The following is a 19,575-nucleotide window of genomic DNA, read 5'->3' on the forward strand; positions in this document are numbered from 1 at the left end:
CTTATCAAAATATTTTTTGCGTTTGCAGGTAATATTAAAACAATTTATTCAATTACTTCAAGCAATGTTCTGAAATCAACGAGGTTATTGCCCCACTTTTCTGCATACTCTTTTCTAAACACATCGGCATAAAATTCTATATAACGGTTATATAAAGCTTTGCTTTCTGCAAAATATTGCACCACATAAGTTGGCCCTTCTTCTTCATTCTGTTCCTGCAGTTTTGAGAGCTGGTATTTTATAAAACAACCTGTGGCAATCATCGCAGGCATATACTCCTGCTGCATGCATTTCAGCCATGCATCGTGAATATTCCAGCTCACTTTTGTTGTAACGTTATAGATAAACATACTGAAAATTATTTAGCTAAAAAAATGATTATAAAAATTCATTATCAGAGTTTGATTGCCACAGATAGCGAAAATTAAACTGGCTTATACATCAATTTCAAGATAAACAGGGCAGTGATCGCTATGCTTTACATCAGGATAAATCTCTGCATCTTTTATAGTATTTTTTAAAGGTTCTGTTACATTAATATAATCTATTCTCCATCCTTTATTTTGAGCCCTTACCGAAGGAAACCGCTGGCTCCACCAACTGTATCTATGCGGCTCCGGCCTTATCACACGAAAAGCATCCACCCACCCATTCGTAAAAAGCTTATCCATCCATGCCCTTTCTTCTGGTAAAAAGCCAGATGTTTTTACATTGCCTTTGGGATTATGAATATCTATTTCTTTATGGGCAATATTATAATCGCCGCAAAGAATAAGTTTAGGATGTGTTTGTTTCAACTTTTCGAGGTAATTAAAAAATCCTTCCAGCCATTCGTATTTAAATGATTGCCGCAATTCGCCCGTGGTGCCCGAAGGAAAATAAGCGTTGATCAAACGAACATCACCAAAATCAAGCTGTAACACACGGCCTTCATCATCGCTTACTTTATGGCCTGTTCCATATACGACATTCGATGGCTCGACTTTAGAAAAAACAGCAACACCGCTGTAACCCTTTTTTTGCGCGGAATACCAGTAATCGTAATATCCCAAATCCGTTATTTGTTCGTGGGCAACATTATCTTTATGCGCTTTTGTTTCCTGCAGGCATATAACATCAGCAGGGTCTGTTTTCATCCAGTCAAGCAAGCCTTTTTTTAAAGCAGCGCGAATGCCATTTACATTATAACTTATGATGCGCATAATAAAAAGTTTACCGCAAGATAAGGGTATAACGAAGCTTTTAATGACAGTTAATTGACGAATATCAACTTTGCGTTAACAATACAGCCAACTACTTTTGCAAATTAAATTTTTCGTATGCATTTAAAACCGGTAACTGTTGTTGATGATATAAGCCCAGCAGATTTTAAACGCAATTATTTCAGCACCAACACTCCTGTTGTAATAAAAAATTTTTCAAAAAAATGGCAGGCTTATTCTAAGTGGAACTGGGATTATTTTAAAGAGATTGTGGGCGATAAAAAAGTAGGCATTTACAATAATGTAAAGAGCGATGCATATACGCCTGTAAACAAAGCCGACGATTATACAACCTTTGGTGAATATGTGGATATGATTCGCAAAGGGCCTGCAGCATGGCGCATTTTTTTATTCAATATATTTAGCCATGCGCCGCAGCTTACCAAAGATTTTACATGGCCTGATGAATATATGAAAGGCTTTGTAAAACGTGTGCCCATGTTGTTTACCGGCGGCCAGGGTTCTATCACACATATTCATTTTGATATTGATTTAAGCCATATCCTGCACACGCAGTTTGCAGGCAGAAAGAAGGTTTTATTATTCCCTTATAGCGAACAATATAAATTATACCGCAAGCCGTTTGAAGTATTAAGCCTTGCAGATTTCAGCAATTATTATGATGCGGATAAAAGTAAACTCGATACTAAAAGATTTCCGGCGCTCGAAATTGCCAATGGTCTTGAAGTTACGCTTGAACATGGCGATACTTTATTCATGCCCGGCGGTTACTGGCATCACATGGAATATTTAGACAGTGGTTTTGCCATGAGCCTGCGTGCATTGAACAGTTCTGTAAGCGGCAAGCTGAAAGGCCTGTGGAATATTGCCGGCATGCGTAATATTGATACACTGATGAAAAAAGCCATGCCGCATAAATGGTATCACTGGAAAGAGAAGAAAATATTTGAGGCCGCTAACAGGGAGCTTGCTTTGAGCAAAGCCTGATGATTACTTTTTAATTTATTTCAACAACGATCTTATTAAAAAACGGCTAACGTAGTTTCAGTTATTGCCATAGGTAAAAATCTGTGGCAATAATTCAAAATGAATAACCAGGTTCTTTGTTTATCAGCATTTGCTGAATTGAATTTTTGCCGATAGCTTTATCCTCATCTATATTAAAGTATTGCTTTAAGCATTGCTTATCTTTTAAACAGTTGTTGTATGCAGCAAATAATAGAATGCGTTCCTAATTTCAGTGAAGGGCGCGATTTAAATATCATCAAACAAATTACAAACGAAATTGAAGCTGTTGAAGGCGTTCGTTTATTAAATGTTGATCCGGGAAAAGCTACAAACAGAACTGTTGTAACTTTTGTTGGCGAACCAAAAGCCGTGGTGCAGGCTGCTTTTAAAGCCATTAAAAAAGCCGGAGAATTAATTGATATGAGCAAGCACACAGGTGAGCATCCGCGCATGGGCGCCACTGATGTTTGTCCCTTAATTCCTGTTGCCAATATTACGATGGAAGAAACCGCTGAATATGCGCAGCAGCTTGCAAAGATGGTTGGTGAAGAATTGCATATTCCTGTTTATTTATATGAACATGCACAGAAAAATAAATTGCGCCATAACCTTTCAATCATTCGTGCAGGTGAATATGAAGGCTTTTTTAAAAAGATAAAATTGCCTGAATGGAAGCCGGATTTTGGCCCGGACGATTTTGATGCGAAACGCGGTGCAACTGTTATTGGTGCAAGGGATTTTTTAATTGCCTATAATGTAAATCTTAATACCACATCAACGCGAAGGGCCAATGCCATTGCCTTTGATGTACGCGAAGCAGGCCGCACGAAAACAGAAAACGGCAAACCTGTTTTAGATGAAAACGGGAAGCCGGTAACTATTCCCGGCAGTTTAAAAAATGTAAAAGCTATTGGGTGGTTTATTGAAGAATATGGCATTGCCCAAATTTCCATGAACGTAACCAATATTGGCATAACGCCTTTGCATATTGCCTTTGATGAAGTTTGTAAAAAAGCCGATGCCCGTGGTATTCGTGTTACAGGCAGTGAGCTTGTTGGCCTGGTTCCATTAAAATCCATGATTGATGCGGGCAAATATTTTTTAGAAAAGCAGAAACGTTCTACCGGCGTTGCTGAAAAAGAGTTGGTGCGCATTGCCATAAAATCGATGGGATTAGATGAACTGGCGCCTTTTAAACCTGAAGAAAGGATTATTGAATATTTACTGAAAGATGCGAAGGACAGCAAACTCATCAACACAACACTTACAGATTTTGCTGATGAAACGGCCAGCGAAAGCCCTGCACCCGGCGGCGGTTCCATCTCTGCTTATGTTGGCGCTTTAGGTATTTCATTGGCCACAATGGTCGCCAATTTATCATCACATAAAAAGGGCTGGGATGAACGCTGGAAAGAATTTGGTGACTGGGCTGATAAAGGGCAGCAATATAAAAATGAATTAATGCAGTTGGTGTATGCAGATACAAAAGCATTTAATCAAATAATGGCTGCAATGGGTCTATCCAAATCAACTGATGAAGAAAAACAAATACGCAAACAAGCCATACAGGAAGCCATAAAATTTGCTATTGAAGTGCCGTTTAAAGTAATGCAATTGGCTTATGAGAGCATGCATGTAATAAAAGCTATGGCGGAAACGGGCAATCCGAATTCTGTTTCAGATGCGGGCGTTGGCGCATTATGCGCCCGCAGTGCGGTAATGGGCGCTTTTATGAACGTGCGCATAAATGCTTCGGGCTATGATGATAAAACTTTTGTTGAAGACATTATTGCAAAAGGAAAGGATATTGAAAGCAAAGCCATTGCTTTGGAGGCTGAGATATTAAAAACGGTGAATGAGAAAATTGGGATATAATTCCGTCAACCGGCAAAGCCCTCTGATGATCTGACGCTTCAAATAGTAAATGGATAACGTTTGACCATTATTTATAAAAATAATCCAAACGGCTTTTAAACTAAACGCACATCTTCATAAATATCTGCAATCAGGATTTTTTTATCAATGGCTTTTATATGCAATTCTTCTTCAGGCGAATTATATTCTTCCAGTTCCCAGTGATTATTTTCATTTAAGCAGAATACTTCAACATGTATGCTTTCAGAATCAACAAGAATATATTCTTTTAATGTTGGTATATCGCGGTAAAGCTTAAACTTTTCACCACGGTCATAATTTTTAGTCGATGGCGAAAGCACTTCACTTATTACAGTGGGATTTAAAACATTCCAGTTATCATTATTAAGAGTAATCAACTCACCACAGACAATAGAAATATCAGGATAGGTAAACAAAGTATTCTTTTCTATATGCACACGCTGATCGCTGTTATAAGGCTTGCATTTTTTCCCGCTCAATTTTGTACGCAAAGCATGATACAGATTACCAGCAATTTCATTATGCGGTACTTTGGAGCCAGACATAGCAAATATCTCTCCCTTATAATATTCGTGTTTCTCTATTGAAGCCTTTTCCATTTCGAAGTATTCTTCCACGGAAAATTTTTGCTTGCCGTAAGCTATTGCCGGCTCTCTTACTTCCATGCAATAAAAATACAAAATCTGTGAATGAGAAGCCGGAAGTTTCCATATTCGTCTACCGGTGAAACGACATTAAGATGAAAGCACCATCAGCAAAAAGCATTTGCTTTATATAGTTTATTATTTAAAAAATTTTTTCACCCTTCAACACTTTTATAGCGGAACCTTCCGCAAGAAATACAGATTCAGGTTGCTGGTTTAAAGTTTCAGCAAATGCCTGCCCATACAATTCTTTTGTGCTGCAAACAATATCGTAAGATTTTATTGTATGCACATTCCATTTAGGGTGCTGAACTTCATAAACGCCGGCGCATGTTTTATTAATACATGTATAGCCCCAATAATGTTCGGTAATAAATTCCTCAGCCGAATTTTCAGCAATGGTTTCGGGCTCTTGTGATGCAATACAATTTATATGATTCCATTGTTTGCCAACTTTCCATTCATATCCAATACTCAAATCATTATCGTTTTTGTCCCATTTGTGTTTGGTTTGAAGTGTTACATAATTCTCACCATACAAAGAATTGGCAACAAAACTTATCATCCGCTTTGATACAATTTCTTTTATAAACACAACACCACGCCTCCATTCATTGCTTTGTTTATAGCGGACATAAAAACGCAGGTTTATTTCTTCAAAGCTTGTATGAAATGGAAATGATATCCCCATCACCTTCACATCCTCAAACATAAACCCAACAAGGCTTACATAATGTTTGCCATTAAATGTATTAAGCTCAGTTTTATAGGGGAGATACGGCTGCAGCAATAACGGGTCAATTCTATAATTAGCCATTATAAGGTTGCGCCATGCCGCAGTAAGAAATGTTTTTTGCATTATGCTGCTATTTATACCACAGGCTTCCAGCCTTTTTCATATTCACGTTGCCATAGCTTCATGGCTTCAGGATTATTAAGAATATGGCCATTGGAAGGATCGCAATGTAGAACGCCGCCGCTGCGCTGTGCAATGTTCGCCAAATGGCAAAGCAATACAGATTTACTGCCTTCATTAACCGGTGAATTAAGCTTTGCATCACCTCTTACGGTATCAACAAAATTTTGAAAATGATATAAATCAAGATTGCCTGTTGAACTTACAAGATTATTGGCTTCCGCAGCAACATCTGTTTTACCTTCTTTTACCAGTTTGTTTTTTGTATCAAATATTTTATAACCGCCGCCACCATCATTCACCAATGTTCCGCCATCACCATAAATAATAAATCCGCGGCTTTCACCTTCAACAGGATAGTTATTGCAACTGCGGCTTTCCCATGTTATTGCTTTTTCATCTCCAAATTCAAATGATGCTACCTGCGTATCAGTAGTTTCCCAGTCATCTTTAAATGCATAACGGCCTCCGGCGGATGTGACTTTTGTTGGATAATCAAGTCCTAAAAACCAACGGCAGCAATCAATTTCATGCGTACCATTATTACAGGCTTCGCCCGTGCCCCAATTCCAGAACCAATGCCAGTTATAATGCACGATATTATCTTTAAATTGTTTGCGTGGTGCAGGTCCCTGCCATAAATCCCAATCCAATGTTGAAGGCACAGGAATAACTTTGCCAACACCGATAGATGCACGATTATTGGCATACCATGCTTTTGCGAAATATGCTTTACCAATAATACCTTCTTTTATAAGCTTCGCCGCTTCTATTAACGTAGGCATTGAGCGGCGCTGGTTTCCCATTTGTATATGTTTGCCATATTTTGAATATGCCTGCGATATCAACTCTCCCTCATACGGGTTTTGGCCACAGGGCTTTTCAACATACACGTGTTTACCATTTTGTACGCCTAAAATTGCTGCCGGTGTATGCCAGTGATCGGGTGCAGCCACAGCCAGCGCATCAAAATCATTTTGCTTAAGCAACTTCCTGATGTCTTTTATAACAGTTGGTTTGCGCGGTGCATCCTTCAAAGCTTCAAGACCGTTTTTAATGGCGCCATCTTCCACATCACATATATAAGCCACTTCCACATTAGGCAATGAAGCAAACGATTTTGCAAGATAACTGCCCCGGCTGTTCACGCCCATTACGGCTAATATAACTTTATTGCTCGGTGCATTTTTTCCAAATACCGGGAAATTTAAAATAGTAACTCCTGCAGCAGCAGTAGATGTGTTTTTGATAAATTTTCTTCTGTTCATAATTGCAAGCTTATGCGCTAAAGATAATGAACAGTAATATTCAATACTCAATGTTCAATACACAATGCTCAGCCTGCAATGGTTTTATAATTGAACATTGAGTATTGTTTTGTTCCTGCCCGACTGATTCGGTCAGGCGGGGAATATTGAATGTTTACTTAAAAAAATATTTGAGAAATGAAGCCTGCAGCTTGCAGCCAGGGATTGTGTACTAAAAACCGGTTTTAACTCAATGTTTCATGGCTTTAATTTGTTTGTTTTAATATTGCAGCGTTTCGGCCACCGCAGAAAACATTTTCAGCATAATAAAAAAATAAATTTTTACAGTGTATTCGGCAGGCCTTAAAATATATAAAAAGACTGTAGCGTTTCGGTTGCTGGTCAACAAAAATAAAAGTGAATGGCAAAGAATTTATTGATAGTGGAAAGTCCGGCAAAGGCAAAGACCATTGAAAAATACCTTGGCAGCGATTTCGAGGTTAAAAGCTCGTATGGGCATATACGCGACCTTGAAAAAGATGACATGGGTATTGATATAAAACATAATTATTCTCCCCGTTATATTATTCCCGAAGACAAACAAAAAGTTGTAAAGGAATTAAAATCTGTTGCAAAAAAAGCGGATGAAGTTTGGCTGGCAACGGATGAGGACCGTGAAGGTGAAGCCATAAGCTGGCATTTATGTGAAGTACTTGGGCTTGATCCTGTAAAAACAAAGCGCATAGTTTTTCATGAAATAACGAAACCGGCTATTCAAAGAGCGGTGCAGCAGCCACGCACAGTGGATATGAATTTAGTGGATGCACAACAGGCAAGAAGGATTTTAGACCGCATTGTTGGTTTTGAAATAAGCCCCGTTTTATGGCGCAAAATGAGCATGCGCAATTCTTTAAGCGCGGGCCGTGTGCAAAGTGTTGCTGTACGTTTAATTGCAGAAAGAGAAAGGGAAATAAATGCTTTTGAACCGGTAAGCAGTTTTAAAATTGAAGCCATCTTTAGCGGGCAGGACATCAATAATAAAAATGTAAGTTTTAAAGCTGAAGGCATCCGGCAGAAAAATGCAGAAGATGCTGAAACGTTTTTACAAAGCTGTGTGGGCGCCAATTATAAGGTGAGCGATATACAGGTAAAGCCTGCAAAAAAATCACCGGCGGCACCATTCACCACATCAACTTTGCAGCAGGAAGCAAGCCGTAAACTTGGTTACAGCGTGAGCAAAACAATGCTGCTTGCACAGAAGTTATATGAGAGCGGAAACATTACTTACATGCGTACAGACAGTGTGAATTTAAGCGACACTGCATTGAACGATATTCATTCAAACATAAGTAAACAATACGGCAACAAATATTTACAGCCCCGTAAATACAAGAATAAAAATGAAAGTGCGCAGGAAGCGCATGAAGCCATTCGTCCAACTTATATTGAAAATACAAGCGTGGACGACAGCGATACAAAACGTTTATATGAGCTGATATGGAAGCGCACAATCGCGAGCCAGATGAGTGATGCCGAACTTGAAAAAACAACAGCAAAGATTGCCATATCAACCAATAACCAGGAACTGTCGGCGCAAGGTGAAGTGTTGAAATTTGACGGCTTTCTTAAAGTTTACATGGAAGACAAGGACGAAGAAGATGCAACGGAAGAAGACACGGAAGGCATGCTGCCACAACTTAGCGTGGGTCAGTCTTTAACGCTTAACCAGATGCAGGCTATTGAACGTTTTACAAGGCCAGCACCAAGATATACGGAAGCCTCGCTTGTAAAGAAGCTGGAAGAATTGGGCATTGGCCGGCCTTCTACTTATGCGCCAACTATATCAACTATTTTAAAACGCGGTTATGTGGAAAAGCGCGACAAAGAAGGCGTTTTGAGAAATTATCGCGTGCTTGTTTTAAAGCAGGATAAAATCAGCAAAAAAACAGAAAATGAAACCACAGGTGCAGAACGCTCTAAATTATTTCCAACAGACCTTGGTTTGGTAATAACAGATTTTTTAGTGGAATATTTTTCTGATATAATGGATTATGGCTTTACTGCAAAACTGGAAGATGAGTTTGATGAAATTGCAGAAGGTAAAAAACAATGGGAAAAAACGATTGATGGCTTTTATAAACCCTTTAAAAAAGACGTAGAACATACACTTGAAAATGCAGAACGTATAAAAGGTGAAAGGGAATTAGGTGTGGATGAAACATCGGGTAAAAAAGTGGTTGCACGCATGGGGCGTTATGGCCCGATGGTACAAATTGGCGATGTGAATGATGAAGAAAAACCGCGCTTTGCAAAGCTAAAGCCCACGCAAAGTATTGAAACCATCAGCTTTGAAGAAGCAATGGAATTATTCAAGCTGCCGAGAAATTTAGGGCAGTTTGAAGACGAAGATGTAACGGTAAATATTGGCAGGTTCGGCCCCTTTGTTGCACACAACAAAAAGTTTTATTCTTTAAGCAAAGAATACGATCCTTATAGCATAACACTGGAAGAATCTATTCCCATTATAGAAGAAAAACGCAAGGCAAAAGAAGAACGCACCATAAAAGTTTTTGAAAAAGAAAAGATACAGGTGCTGCGTGGCCCTTACGGCCCATACTTAAAAGTGGGATTACGTAATTATAAACTTACCAAAGAACAGCAGGAACGTGCCGCGGATTTAACGGTTGAAGAAGCCAAAAAGATTATTGAAGAGTTGAAAGCTAATCCGCCGAAGAAAGTTGCGAGGAAGAAGAAGAAATAGTTTGTGAATTATTTTTTCAGCTAAATGATATATGAAATTTTTTCTCTCTTTATTACTATTTTTTATCACGAAGAATATTAAATGTCAACCCAAAGAAATTATCAAGAATGGCTTTGTTCTAATTATAAACGACAGCTACTTTTTTCTGGAAAATGATAGTTCGAACGAATCCATGGACAGCCTGATTTTTGACACAACAAAGGAATTTATAAACTTGATTCCATCTAACAATAACGAAATGGAAAATGTTGTGTCACATAGCTTATCATTTAAACGCAACTTGTATATGTGCGGAAATTATAGTCCGTATAATAAAATGAAATACGCAAGAGTAAGCTTGACCACTGTTAAAAATAAAATTACACATAATAAAAGCGAAGTTGGACCTGAATGCTTTTATGATTTTGATACGCCTGTCACCCCCTATTATTTTAAATATAGACCCAGAATAATTATTGCTAACACAATCAGTTTAGTTAAATAGATAATCTCTTTCGATTTATGGCATTTATTCTCGCTATTATCTTTTTTGTCGTGACATTTATTTATAAAATTATGTATTCATACGCCCGGATAATTCAGCAAACCATGCTGGCTGGCGGTAAATATATCCCTGAAAATTCTTTCTATTTCAGTTTTGCCGTTAACTGCAGATAATCCGCAATAAGGATAAATGGCAGCGACCTGTGCCCGGCATTCTTTTACAAGCTGAACACTTAGTTTATTAATATTGTTTAGCCTTTTTGCCTGAATATTTTTCTTTATCAAAAGTTCATTCCACGCCGCTTCAGCAGCTTCATAGAATTTTGTACGGAGCATTTCAATTTTATTATTGGCATCTGCAATTAATTTATTTGAATAATCATACTGCTTTATTGTAATTTTTTTTGCCTGCTTTCTTTTTTTAATAATAGCATTTGATTCTTCTAAAAAATGCCTCGACATGCCAAGCGTATTTACAGCAAGTGTTAATGCTGCAAACTGCAAAAAAGGAAATTGAAAAACAGCATCATCATGAGTGGCTGTTTCAGCATTAATTATGAATGATCTTTCTTTTGGCACATATAGATTTTCAACAAAAAAACTATGCCCTGCCGTTGCTTTAAGGCCAGGCGTATTCCAGTCTTCAATAACCTTTACCTCACTCCTTTTAAAAAAGAATGATTGGATTAATGGCTGCTGGTTTTTATCCAATACCGGTTTACCATTTTTTTCAATAGTGCAGTTAGCAGTAAAATGTGTAAGATGTGGCGCTCCGGTTGCGTATTTCCAAAAACCGTTTACAATAAAACCATCATCGGTAATAGAGGCTTTACCGCTTGCAGCGCCGCTTCCTCCCAAACAAACTTTCTGCCTGCTGAATATTTGCTTTGCTATCTTTTTATCAATATAACCAACAAATAAATTGGCGCCGGCACATAAGGTAATCGTCCAGCCAAGGCTGCCATCAATATATGCAAGCTGCTCTTCCAGTAACAAAGCTTCGGGCAAATTCATTGCAAGACCGTTATATTTTTTCGGGACAAAAATTTTAAACCATCCATATTTATACATAAGCTTTAATTGTTCCGGCTGCAATACACTCTTTTCATCTGCAACAGCAGCATACTTTCTTAATATTGCAATTGTTTTCTTATCAAATGCTTTGTTCTTCATTAATTATCTTTTTCCATTTAAAATATCCCTGTATAGCAATTACAAAAAGAAAAACCGTAAGCAATGCATAAAGCGGCAATTCTTTATAAAACAAAAGCGGTATGGCAAAAGCATTGCTTATGTTGAGCCATATCCAGTTTTCAAGCTTCCGTTTTGCGAGCAACCACATGCCTGCCCATGCTGTAGCGCTAACCCATGCATCAAATAAAGGCACGCGTGAATCAGTAAAATTTTTAAGTATGAGATAAAGAAAGAAGAATGCTATTACAACAATAGCGACTGTTATCTTCTTATCTTTTGCATTTGATCTTGTAACAGGCAACGGCGCTTTATCTTTCCTGTAAATCCATAGCCACCAACCCCAAATACTCATGATGAGGTAATAAATATTTAAAGCGCTTTCAGCATATAAACCAACGGTATAAAAAAGATAAATAGTAATTATTACAGAAATAATACCCGCAGGATAAAGCCATATTTTATTAGCTTTTGCAAACAATACCTCAGCTACGCCAAAACTTACACCGAGCCATTCGAGCCAGCCTGTTTGTTTTACCTGTTCCCACAAAATATTAATCCATTGAATTAAATTCATGCATCTGTTATGTTATACAGGAGTGCATGCAATAACAGACGATTCTATTCCCTGCGCCGGCATTATCCGTATCAGGTTCAATGGGTATAATCTCAGCCTGTAATTATCCGGTTAAACCGTGAGGCACCCCGTAGTGATGAAGCACGAATATAAATGATAAACAGCATGGCCTGCATACAATTTTTTCAGCTTGCAAACTGTTATATTATATAAGAAAAATATTGTGTTTTAATTTATACACAGATGTTATTTATTTTATCTTTAAATTAAAGTTAGCGATGTTAGTTTGTGCCTGATTTATGCATCAAAACGCTGAAATATCTGCTTTGCTCACATTAATTGATGACCCCGATGAAGAAGTTTTTACTACGGTGAGCACACGCATTGTGCATTATGGAAAAGGCATTATACCCAATCTCGAAAATCTTTGGGAAAATACATTGAGTGAAGCCGTGCAGGAACGCATTGAAATGATCATTCATAAACTGCACTATTCAGACCTTGTGCGTGATTTAACAGAATGGCGGGATAGCGCATATCATGATCTTTTGTTCGGTGCATTGCTGGTGGCACGCTTTCAATATCCCGATCTTCAAACATCGCCTGTTATACAGGAAATAGAAAAAATAAGGCGCAATGTTTGGCTTGAATTGAATAGTTTTCTTACGCCACTGGAGCAGGCCAATGTAATTTCAAGTATTGTTTACAATTATTATAACCTGAAAGGTGCAGAAATTGCATATAAAAATCCGGATGATTTTTTCATGCATAAGGTGCTGCAAACACGAAAGGGCAACACGCTTTCAAATGGTATATTATATCTTGTATTAGCCGAACTGCTTGCTATTCCTGTAAAGGCAATTAATATTCCGCAACAGTTTGTGCTTGCTTTTTTTAATGAAGATTATGATGCCGGCACTTACAATGGTAACCCGCAAAAGAAAATACATTTTTATGTAGATGCCACTTCCGGCCAGCCTTTTACCCACAAGGATATTGAGAATTATTTCAAGCGTATTAGTGTGCCGCTGGTTCCATCTTATTTTAAGCCGATGAATGCAGTTCGTGTAATACAGGTTTTGCTGGAAGAGTTGGCACGCTGTTTTGATGAACCGGCCAAAATGTACAAACATAATGAGCTGCTTCAACTTTCTGATTTATTATCTGAATAGGAATAAGCTCTCAATTTTTCCAAACAACTTTTTCTTCCAAAGGAATAATACGGCTGCCTTTTTTTATATCACTATCGGTATAACCAAGATAAATTAAACCAATCACCTGGTCTTCGGCCTGCAAGCCTAAAAAGGTTTTCATAGCATCATGAAATGTAATGCCGCCGGTGCTCCATAAAGCCGCAATATTTAAAGAAGCAGCGCCAAGAAGAAGATTTTGCACAGCAGCAGCAACAGCGCATATTTCTTCAACTTTTGTAATCTTCGGGTTATTGCCCCGCTTCATATAAACAGCAATTATGTGCGAACAATTATCACCGTTATGCAATATCTTTTCGTATTTCGCTGTTTCAAATTTTTCAGCAGGGGCATTTGCTTTATATAGATCTGCATGGTCTTTACAAAACTGCTGCACGGCATTGCCGGAAAACACAACAAAACGCCAGGGTTCTGTGTGGGCATGTGTAGGCGCCCAATCGGCAAGTTGCAATAGGTTATTAATAACAGTATCATCAATCTTTTTGCCATTCATGAGCATGGGTTTGCAACTGCGCCTGTTCTTTATAATGTTTTCTATTATTTCAAAATTCATACAACGAAAATAGTAGCTTGGTAATAAAATTTATGCAGGCGTTAATTTCTACATTTCGTAAATAAACACATGCAATGATAAGCCGGAAGCAAAAAATGTCAGGTGTAATAAGGCTGTATCATCCAGTAAACTACCGGGCCTGAAACCGCCACATAAAACCACAATGGCCATGTGATGCGGGCAAGTTTTTTATGTTTGGGATATTCTGCTATTAAAGCGCGATAGGCTGTGAATAAAATAAACGGTAAAATAATGCCTGCTAAAAATATATGCGTAAGCAAAATGATGAGGTAATAAGGCCTCGAACCACTTACGGCAGCCTTCTCTGTATCGCTTAAAATACCATTATGATCAGCATCACCGTAAATTGCTTCGCCGGCTAATAAATGATGCGCTATATAAGAAACCAAAAACACTACAGATAAAATAAGCGCTGCGAGCATAAGCCGTTTATGCAAAATATAATTTGATCTTTTTACAGCAATTAAAGCGATTAAAAGCAACACCGCAATAACAGAATTAATAATAGCATTGGCCAGGGCAAAAATGTGAATGTCAAACCCTAAATCAATATCAACTTTAAACTTTGCCAAAAAGCTTACGGCAGCAAATATTACAATAGAAAATATAATGATAAGCCAGGTTGCTTTTTTATCGTTCTTGTGTATTACCGGCTGAGGCAGTTGGTTCATCTGTATTTTTTTTACGGAATATTAAACGCGTTACCACTATAGTTGCCACAATTGCTATAACAAAAAATATAGCCATTAAAGCAGGATCAAATGGAAGTTTCTGCGGATTGTCATCCACAGCCAGCATTAATAATCCAATATCTTTGGAAAGCTTGTTAAGCGATGTTGAATCCAGGCCATTATAATAACCGCGGACATTAAAGTTTTTATCAATCAGCACAAATCTTGTAGTGTGCACAAAATCGGGATTGATGGGAACCGTATCAAATTTATCAACCTTTAATTGCTCAAACGCATAATTATATATGGTATCGCGGTTGCCCGTTAACAGCCACCAGTTACCTGGATCTATCCCAAAATGATCGGCATATTTCTTCAATTTTGCAACAGAATCTGTTTCGGGATCAATGCTGAATGAGATAAACTGAACGATAGATGAATCCGGTGCAGACATAATATCGCCGCCTCTTGCAAAAGAGCGCTGCATCGTAAGCATATTTTTTGTAAGCAGCGGGCAGATAGATCCGCATGATGTGAAGAAAAAATCCATCACTATCAGCTTGCCCTGCAAATCATACAGGCTTACCGTATCGCCCAATTGATTTACGAGATGGAAATTGGCTACGCGATGCCAAACTGTGTCATTTACCATCTGGCCTTTTTCCACGTGATTTATAACAGTATCAGGCAGGTAATGGGCAGGCATTACTGTTGCATTATCACTCGCCTGCTTAAGCCATAAATAGCTTGCCAGTGGAATTAATACAGCTATTGCAACTGCCAGTAAAGCTTTTTTAGTCATGCTTAAAAATATTGCACGGCATTGCCGAAATAAAAAACCACCGCAAAGGTGCGATGGTATTTTATTAATATAAAGTGTTTCACAAAATTTTATTCAAGGTGGTGCGTGCCTTCTTCCTGCACAGGCATCTTTTCTTTACTGTGCTCAAGATGGTTTCGGTCCCATTTGTTCTTATAATTTTTAAATGAATTTCCATCTGCAAGAAAAGCGCTGATAAACCATATAAATAAACAAAGCGGCACCACGATGGTCATTATCATATTACGCAGTTCATGCTTAAGGTGCATGAAATAGGCAACGATATAAAAAGCCTTTGCAAGCATAAGAATAACAATTATGCCTTTTATTATATGGCGCTTTAAACTTTGCTCATCCATCCCTATCATTGAAAACCCTAAAGCAAGCTCCACAATTGTAAGGACGGAAAGGATAATAGTAACTCTCCATATTTCCTTTACACCTCCGCCTGCATGCCTTTCTTCGGCTAAAGATTCTATAGAATGATCCATTAGTATTGTTTATTATTTAATTAAATAAGATAAAAGCAGGTGAATACAAATACCCAGACAAGATCAACAAAATGCCAGTATAACCCGGCCTTTTCAATCATGAGATAATGGCCTCTTCTTTCAAATACGCCCCGTAAAACCATTATAAGCATAATGCAGTTTATTATTACGCCGGAGAATACGTGAAAGCCGTGAAAGCCCGTTATTGTAAAGAAGAAATTGGTAAAGTTGGTTGTGCTGATTGTGCCATCTGCATTTGGAAAAGGGTTTCTTCCCCACCATGCACCTTCATGATAAAGATGCGTCCATTCCCAAGCCTGGCAACCCAGGAAAGCAAGGCCGCCCAAAATGGTAAGCACCATATATTTTGCAACGCCTTTTTTGTTCATGGCATGCCCTTCGTGCACGGCAAGCACCATTGTTACAGAACTGATGATAAGAATAAAGGTCATTATACTTACAAACACAAGCGGGGCATGTGTTTCTCCGCCAAAAGGATAAGTGCGGAATACCGTATTGGGGTCAGGCCAGCCATTGGTTGCAAAACGGGTAGTGCCATAAGCAATAAGAAATGCGCCGAAAGTAAAAGCATCACTCATCAAAAAATACCACATCATCAGCTTGCCATACTCAACATTAAAAGGACTTCTTCCGCCCTTCCACATTCCGGTAGTTGTAACAGTTGTGTTCATGTGTATTTAAAACTTGTATGGTGGCAAAGGTATTGGCTACGGTTTAAAAAATAAAATCGTTGCTGTTTTTTTCTTAAAACCATTTTAAGAAAATAAAAAGATATATCCAAAGTATATCCACAAAATGCCAGTACGTGCTTACAATCTCAATGGCAGTAGTATTATAATTTTTGGTTTTTAAACTGTATGCCCTGAAAAAAATAATGAGCAATGCTATAACACCGCCTAATACGTGCAACGCATGCAGGCCAACAATTATACCAAGGAAAGATGCAGAAGGATTGCTGCCTATACCAAAAATTTTTACACCATGATTGTATAAATAAGAAAAACCGAAGTATTGCAAAACGCCAAACAGAATGCCCAATACTGCTGTAATGGTTATGAGCATGCGGTAGCGCCGCATTTCCCTTGCCTTAAACGATTTAAGGGCAAGGTGTATGGTTAAACTGCTTAACAATATTACAACGGTGGAAATCCAAAATACGGAAGGAAATTCAAACTCCAGCCAGTTGGCTGCAGCTTTGCGCACAATATAAGCGCTCGTTAAACCTGCAAACATCATTACAATACTTCCCAGGGCAACCCAAAGCGTAAACTTATGCGGGTGGATTCTTTTTCTTTCGTTACTTACTGTGGCTGGCATTGTTACTGCTTTCATTATAAAACTTGCTTTTAAAAAGCGGTGCGAAATTACAACATTGCAACCAGCTTAATTCCTGTGAATATTATAATATTAAATAAGAGCATAAAAAAAGGCTGCCGGATATACCGGCAGCCTTTTAATTATCAGCTTGTTGATTAATGTGCAACCAGCAAGGTTATTTTTCCAATAACCACGCCGTCCTGCTCAACAGCCACATAATAGTAACCATTATGCAAAGCAGAAAGGTTGTTTAATGTAAAGCTGTTTTTGCCTTTTGTTTGAACACCTGCTTCATAACTGTTCTTGCTTACGCCCATTGCATCGGCCAGCCTGAAGGTTACTTTACCGCTGTTTACAAGTGTGTAATTCAGTTTTACCGAAGACGATACTATTGGGTTTGGATATACCGAAATATCGCTTATCAATGTTTCAGTTGCAGCGCCGGCTGCAGTAATATTTACACTGTAATCTTCCACTTCTCCCTGGTCGAATGTGGCACAAGGATCGGTGATAGCCGTGTTATAATGCATCTGGATACGCATGCGTGTAAGGCCAGCCTTAGCCGAAGCTGGCACTTTAAATGTCTTGGTAAGAATGGCTGCAGATTTTACAACAACAGAGCCTACCTTTTCACCGGCATCATTAAAATCGCCATCGCCGTTATAATCAATATACATTGTCCAGCCTTCTTTACGCACAACACCGGGGAAGCCTGCCCTAACCTGTATAGTTGCTTTCTGGCCTGCAACCACATCAGAAACTACCGAAGTAAAATCACCATAGCCGCCATTGTCACCACTCACATAATCGCTGCCGTTGAAATTCACAAGATTAATATATTCATTGGCAGTGCTTAATCCTTTTGAAACGCAATAAGCAGGTTCATCTTCTCCATATACGCCCACAGCATCCCAGGCATTTTTTACCTGTGCTACTTCGTTGGATGAAGCGCCATATAAATCTGTGGCTGCATTTACACTGGCTTCCCTCCAATCTGCATAAACGGAAGTGCTTGTAAGATAAGCAGTCTCGGTACGGTATATAATCTGTTCAGCTTTTTCAATACCAATGCCCTGAACATTATAAGCATCACCATTATCATTAGTGCCGCTTCCGCCTGTAACGAGCAGGTAATACATAAAGTTGCCAACACCACTGTTTGTATGCACACCGCCATTATCGCTGCCGCCATTAACCCAGTAAGTTCCTTTATAAGTGTCTGGCTGCTGATAAGCATTAGGGTTACTCATATCTCTTATAAACCAATTCATATCATTACTCAGGCGCCAGTCAATATCGTTTGGCTTTGCCCAGAACTGAACTGATTTACCCATAATGTCACTCATGCTTTCATTCATAGCACCCGGTTCATTTTGATAAACCAACCCGCTTGTATATTGCGTAACGCCGTGTGTAAGCTCATGGCCTGTTACATCAATACCGGTAACGCCTTTTTGAGAACCGCCCGACCGGATGCCATAATTCATGGCAGTACCGCTCCAGGAAGCGTTATCGCGATATAAAATGCTTTTTCTGTTTACATAGCTGTATAAAGCATAGCCATTGTTATCAATACTATTGCGGTTAAAAACTTCTTTATAAAAATCATACGTCATTTCAACGCCCCAATGTGCGTCCAGTGCGTTTTGATCCGGCAGGGATAAATTCCAGTTGGCTGAAGTGCTGGTAAAATCATCGCCCCCCACCCTTAAAGTAATCACACCATTGCCTCTTGAAAGATCGTGCAAACGATAAGCATTTGTACCGGTTTGTTCGGAGTGAATGGTTTGCGTGCCGCTGTATAAAGTATTAGCGGTTCCGGTTACGTCGGCTGTATGAATGCGTTCTTCACGGCCCAATAATTTTCCGGTTGCGGCATCTATATAATAATATGCCCGGCTATATGGTTCTGCAGCATATACATCTATTTTATAAGCCAGCTTAAGGTTTGCCGGGTTAATGCTGCTTACTTCAGAAAACCAGCATTTTTCTGCCACAGGATAATAGGTTGCAGATGAATTTTTGAACTGTGCTTTTAAAGCAGCTTCCATGCCTTTGTCCTGCCACATATATTTGGTTGCAGGCACATTTCTAAGTGCATAGGCTATTGCCTGGGCCGGGCTTATTTTAGCTGCACCGGTTGCAGTTGCACTTTCATTGAAATCTGTAATAACAGTGCCCGACAAAGAAACAACCCTACCATTTTTAGTGTTTACGATATACATGGAATGATTAACCGGTATGCCCTGGTAAGTTTGCTGAAAGCGGTAATGTACAAAGCCAAGGTTATCTTTTTCCGTGCTTTTCAATACAAGCGAACTTTTGTCATTTAAGCCAAGCAATTTCGCCGCCTGTGAAGTATTAAATGGCAACTGCTGATCCTGTGCCAGCTTTACAAAATGTTTGGTTGTACCATTCTCGCCCCTGATAAGCGTTTTTAAATTGTTTTGAGAAAAACCATGTAATGCAAGGCCGAGCATTACAATTGAGAGTAAACGTGTTTTCATGTTTGAATTAATTAGTT

Annotated in this window: 18 protein-coding genes and 1 riboswitch; of the genes, 4 read left to right on the forward strand and 14 right to left on the reverse strand. The window is 38.7% G+C overall.

Annotation, left to right across the window (positions count from 1 at the left end):
• Positions 1-44: 44 nt before the first annotated feature.
• Together BM015_RS08240 and BM015_RS08245 are read right to left on the reverse strand one after the other, a co-directional pair.
• Positions 45-350 carry a DUF4286 family protein gene (locus tag BM015_RS08240; RefSeq protein ID WP_090657218.1) on the reverse strand — a complete coding sequence of 102 codons (306 nt, stop codon included), beginning with the start codon at positions 348-350 and terminating at the stop codon, positions 45-47.
• 84 nt (positions 351-434) lie between these two features.
• Positions 435-1,202: an exodeoxyribonuclease III gene (locus BM015_RS08245; RefSeq protein WP_090657220.1), complete on the reverse strand. Its 768-nt coding sequence runs from the start codon at positions 1,200-1,202 to the stop codon at positions 435-437.
• A 117-nt stretch (positions 1,203-1,319) separates the two neighbouring features.
• Here BM015_RS08245 and BM015_RS08250 point away from each other — a divergent pair, with 117 nt between their 5' ends.
• Positions 1,320-2,210, forward strand: coding sequence for a cupin-like domain-containing protein (locus BM015_RS08250; RefSeq protein WP_090657222.1), 891 nt, complete (start codon positions 1,320-1,322; stop codon positions 2,208-2,210).
• A 219-nt stretch (positions 2,211-2,429) separates the two neighbouring features.
• On the forward strand, positions 2,430-4,106 hold the full coding sequence (ftcD, locus tag BM015_RS08255) for a glutamate formimidoyltransferase (RefSeq protein ID WP_090657224.1): 1,677 nt from the start codon (positions 2,430-2,432) through the stop codon (positions 4,104-4,106).
• A 95-nt stretch (positions 4,107-4,201) separates the two neighbouring features.
• On the opposite strand, the gene BM015_RS08260 is transcribed toward ftcD, so the two are convergent.
• The 3 genes from BM015_RS08260 to BM015_RS08270 all read right to left on the reverse strand — a co-directional run bounded on the left by BM015_RS08260 (position 4,202) and on the right by BM015_RS08270 (position 6,955).
• Entirely contained in the window at positions 4,202-4,792 is a 591-nt protein-coding gene (locus tag BM015_RS08260; RefSeq protein WP_090657225.1) for a Uma2 family endonuclease, read from the reverse strand.
• 121 nt (positions 4,793-4,913) lie between these two features.
• The gene (locus tag BM015_RS08265; RefSeq protein WP_090657227.1) at positions 4,914-5,630 is read right to left on the reverse strand and encodes a YqjF family protein; all 717 of its coding nucleotides are present in this window, start codon (positions 5,628-5,630) and stop codon (positions 4,914-4,916) included.
• An 11-nt stretch (positions 5,631-5,641) separates the two neighbouring features.
• The gene (locus tag BM015_RS08270) at positions 5,642-6,955 is read right to left on the reverse strand and encodes a Gfo/Idh/MocA family protein (protein WP_090657647.1); all 1,314 of its coding nucleotides are present in this window, start codon (positions 6,953-6,955) and stop codon (positions 5,642-5,644) included.
• Between the two features lie 400 nt (positions 6,956-7,355).
• Here BM015_RS08270 and topA point away from each other — a divergent pair, with 400 nt between their 5' ends.
• Entirely contained in the window at positions 7,356-9,695 is a 2,340-nt protein-coding gene (topA, locus tag BM015_RS08275) for a type I DNA topoisomerase (protein WP_090657228.1), read from the forward strand.
• A 561-nt stretch (positions 9,696-10,256) separates the two neighbouring features.
• Here the strand turns inward: topA and BM015_RS08285 are convergent.
• The gene (locus BM015_RS08285) at positions 10,257-11,351 is read right to left on the reverse strand and encodes an acyl-CoA dehydrogenase family protein (protein ID WP_090657232.1); all 1,095 of its coding nucleotides are present in this window, start codon (positions 11,349-11,351) and stop codon (positions 10,257-10,259) included.
• Positions 11,332-11,946 (reverse strand): nicotinamide riboside transporter PnuC, encoded by a 615-nt coding sequence (gene pnuC / locus BM015_RS08290; RefSeq protein ID WP_090657234.1) that lies wholly within the window; start codon positions 11,944-11,946, stop codon positions 11,332-11,334. Before pnuC ends, BM015_RS08285 begins: the two co-directional genes overlap by 20 nt.
• A gap of 30 nt (positions 11,947-11,976) precedes the next feature.
• Positions 11,977-12,087, reverse strand: a riboswitch (TPP riboswitch).
• Positions 12,088-12,245: 158 nt separating this feature from the next.
• On the opposite strand from pnuC, the gene BM015_RS08295 reads away from it, so the two are divergent.
• Positions 12,246-13,118: a transglutaminase family protein gene (locus tag BM015_RS08295; RefSeq protein ID WP_090657236.1), complete on the forward strand. Its 873-nt coding sequence runs from the start codon at positions 12,246-12,248 to the stop codon at positions 13,116-13,118.
• Between the two features lie 10 nt (positions 13,119-13,128).
• Here the strand turns inward: BM015_RS08295 and BM015_RS08300 are convergent, their stop codons facing one another.
• The 7 genes from BM015_RS08300 to BM015_RS08330 form a co-directional block, all read right to left on the reverse strand.
• Positions 13,129-13,710 (reverse strand): nitroreductase family protein, encoded by a 582-nt coding sequence (locus tag BM015_RS08300; protein ID WP_090657238.1) that lies wholly within the window; start codon positions 13,708-13,710, stop codon positions 13,129-13,131.
• Positions 13,711-13,808: 98 nt separating this feature from the next.
• Complete coding sequence (locus tag BM015_RS08305) at positions 13,809-14,402, reverse strand: DUF420 domain-containing protein (protein WP_090657240.1); 594 nt, start codon at positions 14,400-14,402, stop codon at positions 13,809-13,811.
• On the reverse strand, positions 14,362-15,204 hold the full coding sequence (locus BM015_RS08310) for an SCO family protein (protein WP_090657242.1): 843 nt from the start codon (positions 15,202-15,204) through the stop codon (positions 14,362-14,364). Before BM015_RS08310 ends, BM015_RS08305 begins: the two co-directional genes overlap by 41 nt.
• 89 nt (positions 15,205-15,293) lie before the next feature.
• Positions 15,294-15,713: a cytochrome C oxidase subunit IV family protein gene (locus tag BM015_RS08315; protein ID WP_090657245.1), complete on the reverse strand. Its 420-nt coding sequence runs from the start codon at positions 15,711-15,713 to the stop codon at positions 15,294-15,296.
• A 20-nt stretch (positions 15,714-15,733) separates the two neighbouring features.
• On the reverse strand, positions 15,734-16,405 hold the full coding sequence (locus BM015_RS08320; RefSeq protein WP_090657247.1) for a cytochrome c oxidase subunit 3: 672 nt from the start codon (positions 16,403-16,405) through the stop codon (positions 15,734-15,736).
• 73 nt (positions 16,406-16,478) lie between these two features.
• Complete coding sequence (locus tag BM015_RS08325) at positions 16,479-17,066, reverse strand: cytochrome c oxidase subunit 3 (RefSeq protein WP_245751297.1); 588 nt, start codon at positions 17,064-17,066, stop codon at positions 16,479-16,481.
• Between the two features lie 140 nt (positions 17,067-17,206).
• Complete coding sequence (locus tag BM015_RS08330; RefSeq protein ID WP_090657249.1) at positions 17,207-19,558, reverse strand: M4 family metallopeptidase; 2,352 nt, start codon at positions 19,556-19,558, stop codon at positions 17,207-17,209.
• Positions 19,559-19,575: the final 17 nt, after the last annotated feature.

This window comes from Parafilimonas terrae, from assembly GCF_900115755.1.
Classification (GTDB): domain Bacteria; phylum Bacteroidota; class Bacteroidia; order Chitinophagales; family Chitinophagaceae; genus Parafilimonas; species Parafilimonas terrae.

Bases quoted from the DNA above. Each gene is read 5' to 3' on its own strand.
- BM015_RS08240 (WP_090657218.1), bottom strand. From the start codon at position 350: ATGTTTATCTATAACGTTACAACAAAAGTGAGCTGGAATATTCACGAT.
- BM015_RS08245 (WP_090657220.1), bottom strand. From the start codon at position 1,202: ATGCGCATCATAAGTTATAATGTAAATGGCATTCGCGCTGCTTTAAAA.
- BM015_RS08250 (WP_090657222.1), top strand. From the start codon at position 1,320: ATGCATTTAAAACCGGTAACTGTTGTTGATGATATAAGCCCAGCAGAT.
- ftcD (WP_090657224.1), top strand. From the start codon at position 2,430: ATGCAGCAAATAATAGAATGCGTTCCTAATTTCAGTGAAGGGCGCGAT.
- BM015_RS08260 (WP_090657225.1), bottom strand. From the start codon at position 4,792: ATGGAAGTAAGAGAGCCGGCAATAGCTTACGGCAAGCAAAAATTTTCC.
- BM015_RS08265 (WP_090657227.1), bottom strand. From the start codon at position 5,630: ATGCAAAAAACATTTCTTACTGCGGCATGGCGCAACCTTATAATGGCT.
- BM015_RS08270 (WP_090657647.1), bottom strand. From the start codon at position 6,955: ATGAACAGAAGAAAATTTATCAAAAACACATCTACTGCTGCTGCAGGA.
- topA (WP_090657228.1), top strand. From the start codon at position 7,356: ATGGCAAAGAATTTATTGATAGTGGAAAGTCCGGCAAAGGCAAAGACC.
- BM015_RS08285 (WP_090657232.1), bottom strand. From the start codon at position 11,351: ATGAAGAACAAAGCATTTGATAAGAAAACAATTGCAATATTAAGAAAG.
- pnuC (WP_090657234.1), bottom strand. From the start codon at position 11,946: ATGAATTTAATTCAATGGATTAATATTTTGTGGGAACAGGTAAAACAA.
- BM015_RS08295 (WP_090657236.1), top strand. From the start codon at position 12,246: ATGCATCAAAACGCTGAAATATCTGCTTTGCTCACATTAATTGATGAC.
- BM015_RS08300 (WP_090657238.1), bottom strand. From the start codon at position 13,710: ATGAATTTTGAAATAATAGAAAACATTATAAAGAACAGGCGCAGTTGC.
- BM015_RS08305 (WP_090657240.1), bottom strand. From the start codon at position 14,402: ATGAACCAACTGCCTCAGCCGGTAATACACAAGAACGATAAAAAAGCA.
- BM015_RS08310 (WP_090657242.1), bottom strand. From the start codon at position 15,204: ATGACTAAAAAAGCTTTACTGGCAGTTGCAATAGCTGTATTAATTCCA.
- BM015_RS08315 (WP_090657245.1), bottom strand. From the start codon at position 15,713: ATGGATCATTCTATAGAATCTTTAGCCGAAGAAAGGCATGCAGGCGGA.
- BM015_RS08320 (WP_090657247.1), bottom strand. From the start codon at position 16,405: ATGAACACAACTGTTACAACTACCGGAATGTGGAAGGGCGGAAGAAGT.
- BM015_RS08325 (WP_245751297.1), bottom strand. From the start codon at position 17,066: ATGAAAGCAGTAACAATGCCAGCCACAGTAAGTAACGAAAGAAAAAGA.
- BM015_RS08330 (WP_090657249.1), bottom strand. From the start codon at position 19,558: ATGAAAACACGTTTACTCTCAATTGTAATGCTCGGCCTTGCATTACAT.